This window comes from Streptomyces sp. NPDC000151 (assembly GCF_040301705.1).
GTDB lineage: Bacteria > Actinomycetota > Actinomycetes > Streptomycetales > Streptomycetaceae > Streptomyces.
Map to the genome: position 1 here is coordinate 1 of NZ_JBEPFC010000177.1, position 14,521 is coordinate 14,521.

Sequence of the window (14,521 nt, forward strand, 5' to 3'; positions counted from 1 at the left end):
CGGGGGGCGCCCCGGACGGCGGCGCATCGGGACGGAACCCGGCGGCCCGCCCCGCGGCCGGACGCCGGGTCCGGGACGGGGTGTGCTGAGGTGCGCGCGCTTCGTGTTGCTCCACTCGCCAACGGTAGGCCGCTAAGTGGGATTAATAGCCCGTAGGACACGCGCTTTCCCCGACGATGACCTCGGATTCCACGACGATGCCGCGGGGACGCGGTACGGATGGCGTACGGGGTCGGGTACGTACGAGGTCGTGCGGGGTCGTACGGGGCGGTTACGGGCCCGGGTGGAAGCGGCCGTGTACGGGTGTCGGCGGCCGCCGGACCGTACGGCACCGCCCTGGCGCCCCTCCCCGTAGACTGGTGGATCGGCCCACCGGGCCACTGCCCACCCCGCCCCCTCCCGTCGGAAGTCGAGTCGCCAACGTGTCGCTCACGATCGGAATCGTCGGTCTGCCGAATGTCGGCAAGTCGACCATGTTCAACGCCCTGACCAAGAACGACGTACTGGCGGCCAACTACCCGTTCGCCACCATCGAGCCCAACGTCGGCGTCGTGGGCGTCCCCGACCCCCGCCTGACCAAGCTCGCCGAGATCTTCTCGTCGGAGAAGATCCTCCCGGCCACCGTCGACTTCGTCGACATCGCCGGCATCGTGCGCGGCGCCTCCGAGGGCGAGGGCCTGGGCAACAAGTTCCTCGCGAACATCCGTGAGTCCGACGCGATCTGCCAGGTCATCCGCGCCTTCAAGGACGAGAACGTCGTCCACGTCGACGGCAAGGTCTCGCCCAAGGACGACATCGAGACGATCAACACCGAGCTGATCCTCGCCGACCTGCAGACCATCGAGAAGGTCCTGCCGCGCCTCCAGAAGGAGTCGCGCATCAAGAAGGACGTGGCCCCGAAGGTCAAGGCCGTCGAGGAGGCCAAGGCCATCCTGGAGGAGGGCCGCACCCTCTTCTCCGCCGGCATCGTCCAGGGCTCGGGCAACGAGGAGCTCCTCCACGACCTCCACCTCCTCACCACCAAGCCCTTCCTCTACGTCTTCAACGTCGACGAGGACGAGCTGACCGACGAGGACTTCAAGAACGAGCAGCGCGCGCTCGTCGCCCCCGCCGAGGCGATCTTCCTGAACGCCAAGCTGGAGTCGGACCTCGCCGAGCTGGACGAGGACGAGGCCCTGGAACTCCTCCAGTCCGTCGGCCAGGAGGAGCCGGGCCTCGCGACCCTCGCCCACGTCGGCTTCCGCACCCTCGGCCTGCAGACCTACCTCACGGCAGGCCCCAAGGAATCCCGCGCCTGGACGATCAAGAAGAACGCCACCGCCCCCGAGGCCGCCGGCGTCATCCACACCGACTTCCAAAAGGGCTTCATCAAGGCCGAGGTCATCTCCTTCGACGACCTCGTAGAAACAGGCTCGGTAGCCGACGCCCGCGCCGCCGGCAAGGCCCGCATGGAAGGCAAGGACTACGTGATGCAGGACGGGGATGTGGTGGAGTTCCGCTTCAACGTTTAATTGAAGTTTCATCTAAATTGCACATCCTGTAAAGCTGCAGGTCAAGAGGGGTCTGTCAATCCGAGACGGGCCCCTTTTGCGTCTCCATCACAGGTTGGACGGTGCTTTGGTGCTGGATGTTGCTCCCGAGGGGCGGATCGGACCACTTGTTGTCACCTGTGGTCACCCCCGGGATGCTGTCCCGTGCTGACATTGCGCGCTGCATGGATCATTCCGAACGCACACGAATCCTTGAGGGTGGGCGGTTGTGGGGGCCGTCGATCTTGTCGTGATCGGTTCATTTGCCAGAGCGGAGTGCTTGGTTGGACATAGGCTGAGAGGTCTTGTCACAGGTGAGGGCCGGATGTGGCCTGGTCGAGGAGCGGCAGAGTATGAGCGGGCAGGCACGGCGTCGTGAGCAAGTCCCGGAGCAGTTGAAGGCAGCGGCTCGGAAGTCGCCCAACTTCGGGCGGCTCTACGCGATGCAGCCCCTGTTGGCGATCTACGGCGCGCAGGCCGAGCAGTCCGTCTTCACCAACCCCAACGTCTCGTACGTCGCCTCCGGCCAGTTCGGCGAGTTGCTCGCCGCGGAGCTGGTGCAGCGGGCCGGGGTGCGCATCGAGGGAACCCGGCAGATCGACCGGCTGGCTGGGCTCCAGCGCGCCGGCCTGCTCCCCGGCCGCACCAGAGATGCCTTCGACACGCTCCGCCGTGGGCGCAACGACGCCGCGCACAATCACCTCTTCGACACCAGCAAGGCCCTCAAGGCCGTCGAACTCTGCTTCCAGCTCGGCCAGTTCTTCTCCCGGGCGATCGACAACGTACGAGAGATCGCCGCGTTCGTGCCGCCCCAGCTGCCGAGCGAGGTGGCGGGCGGATCCGCCGAGCTGGCCGAGCTCCGCGAGGCGCTCGGTCACTACCAGCGCACCCTCGCCGAGTCCCGAACCCGCCTCAGCGAGGTCGGTGACCGGCTGGAGGCCGAGCGGCGTGGCCGGGAGGAGGCCGAGAGGCTGACCGAGGCGGCTGAGCGGGCCCGTGCCGAGTCCGAGGCGGAGGTGGCCCGCCACCTGGATGAGATCGAGCGGCTCCGGCGCGCCTACCAGGACCGTTACGACCAGGAGCGCCTCAAGCCCCGGTCGGTCACCGTCAATGCTCGTGAGGCGATAGTTGAGCGCGCCCAGCGGCCCGAACCGCTCAACGAGGTGCAGGCCCGCGTCCGAATCGACGAGATGCTCGCCCAGGCGGGCTGGACGGTCCAGCACCGCAGCGACCTCAACCCACTCGCCTCCCAAGGCGTCGCGGTCCGAGAGTTCAGCCTGGCCACCGGTCGCGCCGACTACGTCCTCTACGTCGACGGCATGATCGTCGGTGTCATCGAGGCCAAGCGCGAGGGCACCGCCCTGGCCGGCGCCCTCGCGCAGAACGAGCGGTATGCGGGCGGCGTTCTCAAGGAACACTCCATGGCGGTCTGGCGTGAGCAGGAACCGTTCGCCTTCCGCTACGCCACCACCGGCGCCGAGACGTTCTTCCTCAACCGCCTCGACCCGTACGCCCGCTCCCGCCCGGTCTTCGCCTTCCACCGCCCTGAGTCCTTCGCGGCCTGGATGAAGCGCGCCACCGAGCACCCGGACACCCCCACCTTCCGGGCCGCCCTGCGCACCGCACTGCCGGTCCTGGAGTCGCACGACTTGCGTACGGCCCAGGAAGAGGCGGTCGTCGGCCTGGAGGGATCACTCGCCCAGGACAAGCCGCGCGCACTGATCCAGATGGCCACCGGCGCAGGCAAGACCTACACCGCGGTCACCGAGTCGTACCGGCTGCTCAAGCACGCGCGTGCGCGCCGCATCCTCTTCCTCGTCGACCGCAACAACCTCGGCCGCCAGGCCAAGGCCGAGTTCGACCGCTACAAGACACCGGACGAGAACCGTAAGTTCACCGACCTCTACAACGTCGACTCGCTCGGCCGGTCCGGTCTCCAGGAGACGTCCTCCGTCGTCGTCTCCACCATCCAGCGCCTGTACGCGCTCCTCAAGGGCGAGCCGCTGGAGGACACCGCCGAGGCAGAGGACCGCGAGGACTCCTCCACTCTGGACGAGAACTACATGACCGACCGCCCGGTCACCGTTGAGTACAACCCGGCCGTCCCGATCGAGTCCTTCGACTTGATCGTTATCGATGAGTGCCACCGCTCCATCTACGGCCTGTGGCGCGGTGTCCTGGACTACTTCGACGCCCACCTGGTTGGCCTCACCGCTACCCCTACCCGGCAGACCAAGGGCTTCTTCGACGGCAACATGGTCTCCGAGTACACCTACGACCAGGCCGTCGCCGACGGCGTCAACGTCGACTTCGACGTGGTCACCATGGACTCCTCGATACGGGAGGACGGCGGCGCGAAGATCGACAAGGGGACGACGGTCCGTATCCGCGACCGCAAGACCCGCGCCCAGCGTTACGAGGAGCTGGACGAGGACTTCACGTACACGGTCAGCCAGATCGGCCGCACAGTGATCGCCGAGGACGAGATCCGGGCCGTCCTTACCGCGTACAAGAACAACTGGCAGCGCTGGTTCCCGGGCCGGACCGAACTGCCCAAGACGCTGGTGTTCGCGGCGACCGACGACCACGCGGACGAGGTGTTGAAGCAGGTCAAGGAGGTCTTCGGGCGCGGAGACGCCTTCGCCAAGAAGATCACCTACCGCTCCCGGGACAAGGGCGACGACCCCGAGCAGCTCGTCAACGACCTGCGGAACTCGCCGTTGCTGCGGGTCGCCGTCACGGTCGACATGATCGCCACGGGTACGGACGTCAAGGCCCTGGAGTGCGTGATATTCCTGCGGGCCGTTCGTAGCCCCGTCCTCTTCGAGCAGATGAAGGGACGCGGCGCCCGCACGATCGACGCCGACGACCTGAAGGCGGTCACCCCGGACCCGGCCGCCGACCTCGCCAAGGACCGTTTCGTCCTGGTCGATGCGGTGGGCGTCACTGCCTCGCCGCTGGTCGACACCCGCCCGATGCTGCCGCCGGACGGCGGCAGTCTCAGCCTGGCCAAGTTGATGGACAAGGCGGGCAGCCGCTCGCTGACGGCCGAACAGGCCGAGACACTCGGGCGTCGACTGGCCCGGCTTGACCGCAAGCTCACGAAGGAGGAGCGGGAGCGGATCGAGCAGGCGTCGGGCGGAGTGCCACTGGCGAAGATGGTCCGGAAGATCGCCAACGCGGTGGACGTCGACACCCAGGATCGGGCATACCGGGAGGGCGGCGCGGACCACGCGCGGCGACTGGTCCACGACTCGGTCGAGACCCTGACCACCCACCCGGAACTGCGGAAGCTGATCATCGGCATCAAACAGCAGCACGACCTCACGTACGACGCGACGACCGAGGTCACACTGAAGATGAACGAGGTCCCGAGGGAGGAGCGGGCGGCGAAGGAGCTGGCGGAATGGCGCCAGCTCCTGGACAGCCGCAAGCGCGACGAGGCGGCGGCGGAGGCGATAGCCCTCCAGGTGATCCTCGGCAGCGGATCGCGGGTCCGGCCGCAAGAGGCGCGGGCCCACCTGAAGGAGCTGATGGCTTCTATCAAGGCGACCAAGCGGACCTGGACACCGAAGGTCATCTGGGACCACTACGAGCTGGTCGGCGAGGCGACGGAGTCGTTGTCGAAGACGGCTGGCCTGGGCGACCTCATGAACCTCGTCCGCTACACGCTCGGCGCGGACGATCAGCTTCGCCCGTACCGTACGGTGGTCGAGGAGCGCTTTGAGGGCTGGCTGCTGCGGCAGAGCCAGGCGGGTGCGGAATTCACGGATGACCAGCTGTGGTGGCTGCGCCGAATCAAGGACGCGATCGTGGTCGACCTGGGCATGGAACGCGAGGACTTCGGCCACATGCCGTTCTCCGAAAAGGGCGGTGGTCCGGGCTTCGCGAATGCCTTCGGTGGCAGAAACCAGGCGCTGGAACTGTTGGACGAGCTGAATCGAGAATTGGCTTGAGTGAGGGAATGGAAGGTGTGCCGGAGGGGTGGGGCTGGGCGGAACTCGGGGAGATTGCATCGTCGGTCAAGAACGGGATGTACGTCTCACGCCCTGGCGCGGAGCCGAACGGTACGCCAATTCTCCGAATCGGTGCTGTCAGGTCGATGCGGCTAAGTCTGGACGACCTGAGATACACCGGGCTGGACTGGCGAGAAGTGCTGGATCAGGCGGGCGATGCAGTTCCAGGTGACCTGCTGTTCACTCGATACAATGGGAACCCTGAATATGTAGGTGCGGGGGCCAGGGTTCCGGAGGGTGCGCCCCATCTTGCGTATCCTGACAAACTGATCCGAGTGCGTGTACCTCCCGATGTTTTGGACTCCCGGTTCCTTGTCTACGCGTGGGCGTCACCGCAGGTTCGTGAACAAGTGCGAGGTCAAGTCAAGACCTCTGCTGGGCAAGCGGGAATCTCTGGTGCATCTCTGAAGCGGATCAAAGTTCCGGTCCCGCCCCTCGCCGAACAGCGCCGCATCGTCGAGACTCTCGAAGAACAGCTCTCCCGGCTCGACGCGGCTGAGCGAGTACTCCGGGTGAATCATGCACGCATTCGCGCTCTGGCCGCCCGCGTGACGAACTTTGCTACCGCTAGGGCTGTTCCGGCGGATCAGCCCACCGCACCCCTTCCGCGCGAGGCAGACGCAATCGACCGGAACCTGCCCAGGATTCCATCCAGCTGGTCCTGGGAGCGGCTCGGCGATATCGCCGAGGTCGTGGGTGGTGTCACCAAGGATAAGAAGAAACAGTTTGATCCCGACCTTACCGAAGTCCCCTATCTTCGGGTCGCGAACGTGCAACGCGGATGGCTTGATCTTAGCCGTGTAGCGACAATTCGAGTCCCGGATAAGAAGGCTGAGGACTTGCGTCTCGAAACCGGAGACGTGCTGATGAATGAAGGTGGCGACCGCGACAAACTGGGCCGCGGCTGGGTTTGGCGAGGCGAAGTGAAGGATGCCATCCATCAGAATCACGTATTCCGGGCAAGGGTTCACGGTGAGATTATTCTGCCAGAACTCCTTGCCTATCACGCGAACAGTTCGGCGCGATGGTTTGAAGCGAATGGAAAGCAGACGACCAACCTTGCTTCGATCAGCCTGAAGAAAATTAGAAATCTGCCAGTTCCCATTCCTCCTGCGGGTGAGCAGCCGGATATTCTGCAGCAGAGTGGTGAGCAGCTAGACGGTCTTGCGCGTGTTGAGGCCGCCGTCGAGGTTGGGCTCAAGCGAGCTGCGACGTTGCGCTCGGCGCTGCTGAGGAAGGCGCTGACCGGCAACTTGATCTCGCAGGACCCCGCCGACGAGCCCGCCGCTCCCCTCCTCGCCCGCATCGCCGCCGAGCGCGAGGCCGCCAAGCCCGTCCGCAAGGCGGCCAAGCGGGCCGCTCGCCCGCGTAAGGCAACCGCTGCCGCCGCGGTGACGAAGGCCGCGCCCGCTCCAACCCCCGCCCCCTCCGCCTCCGTTCAGCAGGAGTTGTTCGACCGGTGACCGCGCTCGCATCCGATACCGCCCCCGAGACCACCGCGGACGACGCCGTCACGCCCTCCGCCGATAACGTCCCCCTCACCGAGACGCCGAAGTCCAAGAAGGCTGCCGCGCAGACCAACACGCTGGTCGCGAAGCTCTGGAACTACTGCAACGTCCTCCGTGACAACGGCATGTCCACCATCGAGTACGTCGAGCAGCTCTCGTACCTGCTGTTCCTGAAGATGGTCGACGAGATCGAGAAGGACGAGTGGGGTGGCCGCGACCTCAGCGGCCTTGTGCCCGTCGACTACAACTGGAAGTCGCTCGTCAGCAAGCGTGGTCCCGAGCTCGAAGCGCACTACCGCGCCATCCTGGAGCACCTCGGCCGTAAGCCCCACACCACCATCGGCACGATCTTCGCCGACGCGCAGAACCGGATCACCAAGCCCGCCCTGCTCGAAAAGCTGGTCGTCGAGCTGATCGGCCGCGAGGAGTGGACGGTCACCGGCACCGACCTCAAGGGCGATGCCTACGAGGGCCTGCTTGCCAAGGGCGCATCGGACACCAAGACCGGCGCCGGCCAGTACTTCACCCCGCGCGCGCTCATCGACGCCATGGTGGACGTGACCCGCCCCGGCCCGGACGACACCATCACCGACCCCGCCTGCGGCACCGGCGGATTCCTGATCGCGGCCCACGCGTACGTCACCCGGCACCATGTCCAGGACATGGATATCGACGCCCGCAAGGCGTACGACAGCGGGTCCAAGATCTGGGGCAACGAGCTGGTCACCGGCACCGCCCGCCTTGCCGCCATGAACATGTTGCTGCACGGCATCGGCAAGAGTGACGGCCCGAGCCTGATCGACGTCGGCGACGCGCTCGCCGAGAAGCCGAGCGGACGGCACGCCTCCCTCGTCCTCGCCAACCCGCCCTTCGGCCGGAAGTCCGCGATCACTGTGATCGGCCAGGACGGCGAGCTGGAGAAGGAGGACATCCAGTACGACCGTGACGACTTCACGGCCACCACGACCAACAAGCAGCTCAACTTCCTTCAGCACATCATGTCGTTGACGGCAGTCAACGGCCGGGCCGCCGTCGTCCTCCCGGACAACGTCCTGTTCGAGGGCGGCGCGGGCGAGAAGGTCCGCCGCAAGCTCCTTGACGAGTTCGACCTGCACACGATCCTGCGCCTGCCCACCGGCATCTTCTACGCGGGCGGTGTCAAGGCCAACGTCCTGTTCTTCGACAAGAAGCCCCCGCGTGCCGATGGTAAACCGCACACCACTGTCACCTGGGTCTACGACTTCCGCACCGGCCAGCACTTCACCATGAAGCAGCGCCCGCTGACCCGTGCCCACCTGGACGACTTCGTCGCCCGGTACAAGGCAGGTGAGCCGCTGACCGCCCGTGTCGCGGACGAGGACGAGAACGGCCGCTGGAAGCCGTACGCGTACGAGGACTTGATCGGGCGCGACAAGGTCAACCTCGACATCACGTGGATGAAGGACCCGGCCCTGGAAGACGCGGACAGTGACCTGGAGCCGGAGGTCATCGCCGAGGAGATCGTGCGCGATCTTCAGTCCGCCCTGGCCGAGTTCACGGCCATCGCGAAGTCCTTGGGTGCGGATGTTGATGTACCGGAGGCAGAAGAGGTCTGACGATGGCCGGAAGGGCGGCGTCATAGCGCTGGAGGGCCGCAATGCCGAGTGCCTTGCGGCCCTCGACTTTCCCGCGCGGTTACTGTCGGCTATTCCGTTAGAGGTGGCGATGCCGAAGTCCTTACGATGCACTGGCCCGATGATGGAGCAATCGCCACAGCCATCACGGCGGACATCCCTGGGCCAGCCCAGCCACCCCTTTTGGGACAGTGCCGACCGCGAAGTCTCCTACGTCGTCTCCGGCTCCGGCAGTGGACTGGCCTCTGGGCTGATCGCCCAGAACGCTGAGCCGATACGATACCTCGACGCGAGCCGGCCGACCCCGTACGTATCGCGGAGCGCTCCAGAAGCCTGCTGTAAGTGAGTGAAGGGCCGGATCCGGAGCTGAACCGATCAGATCGAGCCACAAACCGACCGTGATCCGAAAAGCCGCTTGACCGACCTCTGTGCAGTACAGGGAACATCAGGAGTCCACGTTCCGGAGTTCTCCGTTCTCCCTACGCGCCGTACAGAGGTATGCATGGCCATCGCGCACCCTCAGACCCACCAGTTCGAATCGTTCGTCACGAACTTGTCGTACGCACGCAAGATGGTGCGAGCTGGGCAGGCGCTGGAGGTGCTCAGCCCCAAGGGCATCGACACCGCCGATTTCTACCGAGCCGCCTGGGTGCAGTCCATCGCCGCCCTCGAACACTGGGTACAAGAAGAGGTGTTGCGCCGGGTCGCCGAGGAAGCTGCCAAGGACGATCCGGACATGCCGCGTAAGCTTCGTGAATACCCGTTGCCGCTGCACTGCGTGGAGCAGGTGCAGCGGGGCGAGACGACCACAGCCGAGGTGGTCGCGGAACGGGTGCGCCAGGACATCGCCCACCAGACCCTGCAGAATCCGGACGCCATCGCGAAGGTGATGGCGCTCGTTACCGATGTCAAGGTGTGGCGGGAGGCAGCGAAGTGGGTCAACCGGTGGAGCCAGTACCGGACTTCATACGACGAAAAACGACTGCGCGGCCAGTACGTCCTGCTGCTCCGCCGCCGAAATCAGATCGCACACGACGCGGATCTGATCGACGGTGACCTCAAGCAGCGCCGCCCGATCGGCGAGGCTGACGTCACGGACGCGCTGAACTGGATTGAGCGGATTGCTCTCGCGCTCGCATACGCGCTGGAGGGGGACGCGTCCAAGCCGTCGCAAAATCCGACGCCGGCCCCGGCTCCGGACAGGACTGAGGAAGCGTCAGGTGGAGATCAGCTGGACGTCGACTGACTGACTGATTGATTGATGGTGGGCCCTGTGAATGCATCTTCGGGCGCTTTCAACCCTCGGGTTTGACCTTCGGCCATGCGACCCGCCGGTTCATGTGGCTGACTGCTTACTGGCGCCGTCGATCTGGCGATGATGAGGCATGTTCGCCGGAAAGTGCGGATTAGCGGCGAGTGTCTTGCCCATGTGTGAGGTGATAGCGACGATCTCAAGGACAGACGTCCAGCAGATCGGAGTGTTGGGTGGCGCGCGTCTTTCAGAAGTGCAAGCGGGATGTCCGCGATTGGAACTATCCCTGCATGCGTTCAAGATGCGGTCACGCGTGGACCATGCGGTATCGGGAGCCAGGCGGCAGGCGAGGGCGGCAGCGAGAGAAGTCGTTTCCACGAAGGATCGGCTTGGACGGTGCGGACGCTTTCGCTGCCGTCGTGGAGAAGGATAAGAAGGCCCGTGTCTGCATCGACCCTGCGCGCGGCGCCATGTCCTTGTCGGTCTGGGCTGAGGAGTGGTTGGAGCGACGAGCCATCGGAGAGGCGACTCGCTGCAACTACGAAGGGTTCATCCGCAACCATCTCGTGCCGAGCCTTGGTCGGAAGCCCCTGGCTGGGCTGGCGCGCCGGGACTTTGAGAAGTTCGTCAAGGACATCTACCGAGGCGGTGCAGGGCTGGCTGCATCGACGGTGAACGACCGGATGGTGATGGTAGCCGCCATCATGGAGGCGGCCGTCGTGGACAAGCGCATCACGGAGAACCCGGCCCGGGGCATCCGGATCTCCCGCAGGGACGTGCTGGCGGTGGACGAGGACGAAGTTCCGACGTCAGCCGAGGTGGATTTGATCGCTGCGCACATTGCGCCACGGTTCCGCCTCGCCGTCTATCTTCAGTCCGGGACAGGCCAGCGCCCCAGCGAAGCCCTGGCCTTCTCCACCGAGTGCAGGCGGCCTGGCTACGTCAGGATTCGATGGCAGGTCAGTGCCAAGGCGCACCGTGAGGACTGCCGGGCACCCTTCGTGCCGCTCAAGCATCGGCTGGAGAAGGAGTGCCGAGACGTCCCAACCGCCCTGTTCGTTGAGCAGGAGATCGACGCGCACCTCCTGAAGTGGAAGCCGGTGCCCGTCGTCTTCACTGGGCGGAAGGGGAAACGGATTCGGCTCAAGACCTTCTTTGCTCCACGTCAGCCTGGCGCTGGCATGATGCCGTCCATCGCGTCCTACGGCTACCAGATCAAGAAGGCATGCCTCTCGGCCGGCCTTGTCGATCTGGACGGCAAGGCCAAGTACACGCCTCGTAGCCTGCGGCACTTCTTCGCCTCCACGGCCCTGGCCAACGGTGTGCCGATCCACGAGGTCTCGCGCTGGCTGGGGCACCGCTCGGTCAAGACGACAGTCGACATCTACGGGCATCTGCTGACCAGCGCCTGGGATCGCTGCCGGGATGTTCTGCAGCGCGGCATGCGGTCTGTATCCCCAGGCACGACGTCCCAGCCGGCAGAGGAGGCGAGCTCGAGCGGCAGCGCCCGAGCTGCGTAGATGTACGAGGGGGCGCCTGTCCTGCATGGTGCTGGGGTTGAACGCCCGTGCTGGGATGGTGCTGGGATGACCCCTATAAAACCCGCGTTTCCGCAGGCGGGAGCTCGGTACTACAGATTCCGCTTCAACGTCTGACGTACCGCGACTGACGCACCTCAGTCCAAAGCCTGGGCCGCCTCCCTCCGGAGGCGGCCCGCTTTCGTGTTCCTGCCTTCAGAGGATCACGCGTACGCCCAATTCCTGGAGAAGGTGCGAGCAGACAGCGCAAGGTGCGGTGGTCTTGCCGTGATCGGGGTGTCCATGGCCACGGATCATCTTGGAGACCATGGCCGATCCTTCGAAGTGCCGAGCCGCTTCCCGGAGAGGCGTCGTCCGGCCGTCGTTCCGCGCGGCATCGAGTGCCCACAACTGGTCGGACAGCAGGGTCGATTCCGCGCAACGTCCGGTGAACGTGCTGCGCTGCTCCAAAGGCAGCGAGTCCACGCATGCCCGGATGGACGGGTGAAGGTTGGCGCTGTCCTCCCCGACCAGGCTGGTGTGGCTGACAACCTTTCCACCGATCAGCAACGAAGAGGATACGGCCGGGAATTGCTCAGACAAAGAAATCCTCCGCATCCGGATCGACCACGCCGCTCAAGAATCGGGAGAATGCGTCAAATGCGTTCTCTCCCAGGTAGTACCCTCCGGTGTGGTGGAGGTGGAAGAGGCGCTCTTTTTCGTCCGCCAGGATAATGCCGTACTCGGACGTCTCATACCCGATGGGGAAAAGATTCGCGTTGAGTCCGGATGCCAATTCCTGGATGGCTGCCGCGTCACCGTCGTATCCGATCGTCGGTTTCATGGCCCAGGCCGTGCCCGATATTGTGGGATGGCTGAGCTGCAGCAAGCCGTACGTATGGATGATGCGTGCTGCGGCCGGCGTCGGCGTCAGGGGCACGCCCTGCCTTTCGGCGTCCTCCACTCGCACCTGAATGAGTTCGTCGGCGCGCTCTCCGATGTCCCGACCCGGAAACCAGCCGTTGCTGATCAGCCAGTCGTGTACTTCGGGTGTCGACTGCTCGGAATCCATCAATTCTTCCGTTCCGTGAGCTGGAGCACTACGAGTGTACGTGTATGCCCAGCTTGGGCAGTACGTGCTCACACGTGTTGCAGGGCGCCAGGTAGTCGCCATGCGCTCGTGCGAGTGCGCCGGTGTCCCGGTCGTAGAGGTCGCCGATCTGGCGTGTGTGCATCAAGCCCCCCTCCAGAGCCTTCTTCGCGTCGTCGATCGTGCGAATTGATGTCCCTGCCGGGTCCAGTTGGCGCAGTCGGTCGCTGATCAAGGATATCTCGGCGCACTTCCCGTGTCCGAGCCCCCGCTTGGCTCCCGGCGTAGCGTCAAGTTTCTCTCCGACCTCCTTCAGGATGTCATCGAGAACCTGATGTGTATTCGGCGATTTCTGGCCGTGCATCTTCGTGGTGCTGCTGTGCGCAGTAACTGTGTTGTCATGCAGAAAACTCCCCGCGCATCCTGACGAGAGAGAATTCTGGCCGGGGGGCGCTGCTCCGGGCGTGGCGTTGACGGCGTCATCCGCGAGGGCGGCCGATTCACGCTCCAGAACAGAAAGCTGATCCTCTGGAGAAAGATGTGAGACGTCCAGCGCCGGACGGCGGTGATGGCGCATCTTGTCCGCGCTTTGACCGTGCCAATCGGGTTGAGGCTCCAAAGGCGTGCCCTGAGGACCGCTGCCGGAACCGCCACCGTGATGCGGGCCGCCGGAGCCATTTCCGTCATCACCGTGAGCGACGTCGGTGGGCGCCCCGTCGTCTGCGTGGGTGCCCCCATGTGACTCGTGCACATCGTGGGTGCCAATGTGGGCGCCGTCGTCACCGTGGTGGTGGGATGCCGAGCCGGGCTCGTGGGCGCCGTGCGGAGCGTCACCGTCGGCGCCTCCCGGATGGTTCCGGTGGCCGACGCCTGCGCTGTCGGCGTGGTTGCCGCCTGAACCCTCACCGTGCCCAGTGGAGTGGCTGGTGGCCGGTTCTTGGCCGGTGGACGGCCCGTGGTTGAGGTCGCCCGCGTGGCCGTCAGGGAGGCGATTTCCGGCGTTGCCCTCCTGCAGACGATCCCCGATGCCACCCCCGGGTGCGCCGTCGCCGATACGGCCGGCGTCACCGAGGTGGCTGTCGAGGCTGTTGCCGACGTGGATGGCCTGGCCGGCGTTGTCCCCCACGTGGGCACCCGCACCGACCAGGACCGGCTGCTGGGCGTGGGCCGGAGTCTCCACCCGCGGGGTGTCCGCGCCGGTGGCCGGGTGCACGTCCGGGGAGCCTTCGCGCGGCGCGTTGTCGGCGTGGTCCAGGACGTTGCCGTGCTGGTCGAGGACGTTGCCCTCGCCGTCGAAGTACCGGGCCGGCTCGCCGGGGTTCGTGGGCAGCTTGGTGGCGTTCTCCGGCAGCGCCGGGACGTCGTCGGGCAGCCGTACGTTGCCGTCCGGCAGCTTGGTCGCGCCCTCGGGAATCGCCGCGCCCTTGGGCAGGTGAACGGTGCCGTCGGGCAGCTTCAGCGACCCCTCCGGCAGCTTGATCGCATCCGCCGGCAGAGCCGGCACGTCGACCTTCCCGATCCCCTTGATGCTCTTGGCGATGTCGCCGATCTTGGAGAGGCCGGCGCCCGCGCCCTTGGCGACATACGTCATCGGGTCGATGACCTTGCCCGCCTTACCGGCCACCGACAGCGCCTTGGCGACCGCGCCGGCCTTGCCCGCACCCGCCGCCGCGCCGCCCGCGCCACCGGTGAAGACCGTGGTCAGCACGTTGAAGGTGACCGCACCCGCGGCCCGCCCCGGGTTCTTGCCCCACTCGTCCCAGGCCACCAGCGCCTTGCCGGTCTCCTTCATCGCGGTCCGCGAATCCCGCAGCCAGGAGGGGAGTTTGTCGTCCGGCAGGGCCCAAAACGCGGTGCCCACCCCGGGGATGGTGGAAATCGCCAGGCCGGTGGCCAGTTGTGCGAGGCCCTTCCAGGCCTGGCCCATGGCGTCCCAGCCGCCGAAGCCCACCAGGGTGCCCAGGCCCTTGATGGTGCCCCAGATGCCGTCGACGAT

General features: G+C 65.8%; 9 protein-coding genes. 6 read left to right on the top strand and 3 right to left on the bottom strand.

Features of this window, described 5'->3' with window-relative positions; all coding sequences use genetic code 11:
• The first annotated feature begins 422 nt into the window (after nucleotides 1-422).
• From ychF to ABT381_RS31650, 6 genes are all read left to right on the top strand, one after another.
• Nucleotides 423-1,511, top strand: coding sequence for a redox-regulated ATPase YchF (ychF, locus tag ABT381_RS31625; protein ID WP_351600265.1), 1,089 nt, complete (start codon nucleotides 423-425; stop codon nucleotides 1,509-1,511).
• A 371-nt stretch (nucleotides 1,512-1,882) separates the two neighbouring features.
• The gene (locus ABT381_RS31630) at nucleotides 1,883-5,485 is read left to right on the top strand and encodes a type I restriction endonuclease subunit R (RefSeq protein ID WP_351600266.1); all 3,603 of its coding nucleotides are present in this window, start codon (nucleotides 1,883-1,885) and stop codon (nucleotides 5,483-5,485) included.
• Between the two features lie 8 nt (nucleotides 5,486-5,493).
• Entirely contained in the window at nucleotides 5,494-7,008 is a 1,515-nt protein-coding gene (locus tag ABT381_RS31635; RefSeq protein WP_351600268.1) for a restriction endonuclease subunit S, read from the top strand.
• Nucleotides 7,005-8,648, top strand: a complete 1,644-nt coding sequence (locus ABT381_RS31640; protein ID WP_351600270.1) for a type I restriction-modification system subunit M — start codon at nucleotides 7,005-7,007, stop codon at nucleotides 8,646-8,648. Before ABT381_RS31635 ends, ABT381_RS31640 begins: the two co-directional genes overlap by 4 nt.
• A 520-nt stretch (nucleotides 8,649-9,168) precedes the next feature.
• Complete coding sequence (locus ABT381_RS31645) at nucleotides 9,169-9,912, top strand: hypothetical protein (RefSeq protein WP_351600272.1); 744 nt, start codon at nucleotides 9,169-9,171, stop codon at nucleotides 9,910-9,912.
• Nucleotides 9,913-10,337: 425 nt separating this feature from the next.
• A complete protein-coding gene (locus ABT381_RS31650; protein WP_351600274.1) occupies nucleotides 10,338-11,438 on the top strand; it encodes a tyrosine-type recombinase/integrase in 1,101 nt (366 codons plus the stop codon).
• A 213-nt stretch (nucleotides 11,439-11,651) separates the two neighbouring features.
• Here ABT381_RS31650 and ABT381_RS31655 read toward each other — a convergent pair whose 3' ends face one another.
• The 3 genes from ABT381_RS31655 to ABT381_RS31665 form a co-directional block, all read right to left on the bottom strand.
• On the bottom strand, nucleotides 11,652-12,038 hold the full coding sequence (locus ABT381_RS31655) for a YwqJ-related putative deaminase (protein ID WP_351600276.1): 387 nt from the start codon (nucleotides 12,036-12,038) through the stop codon (nucleotides 11,652-11,654).
• Nucleotides 12,031-12,507, bottom strand: coding sequence for an SUKH-3 domain-containing protein (locus ABT381_RS31660; RefSeq protein WP_351600278.1), 477 nt, complete (start codon nucleotides 12,505-12,507; stop codon nucleotides 12,031-12,033). Before ABT381_RS31660 ends, ABT381_RS31655 begins: the two co-directional genes overlap by 8 nt.
• A 28-nt stretch (nucleotides 12,508-12,535) precedes the next feature.
• Nucleotides 12,536-14,521: YwqJ-related putative deaminase (locus ABT381_RS31665; RefSeq protein ID WP_351600280.1), on the bottom strand; the 1,986-nt coding region annotated here is incomplete at its 5' end.

What these genes read in the sequence shown, in the direction of transcription:
- ABT381_RS31635 (WP_351600268.1), top strand. Translation starts at nt 5,494, where the DNA reads ATGGAAGGTGTGCCGGAGGGGTGGGGCTGGGCGGAACTCGGGGAGATT.
- ABT381_RS31660 (WP_351600278.1), bottom strand. Translation starts at nt 12,507, where the DNA reads ATGGATTCCGAGCAGTCGACACCCGAAGTACACGACTGGCTGATCAGC.
- ABT381_RS31645 (WP_351600272.1), top strand. Translation starts at nt 9,169, where the DNA reads ATGGCCATCGCGCACCCTCAGACCCACCAGTTCGAATCGTTCGTCACG.
- ABT381_RS31630 (WP_351600266.1), top strand. Translation starts at nt 1,883, where the DNA reads ATGAGCGGGCAGGCACGGCGTCGTGAGCAAGTCCCGGAGCAGTTGAAG.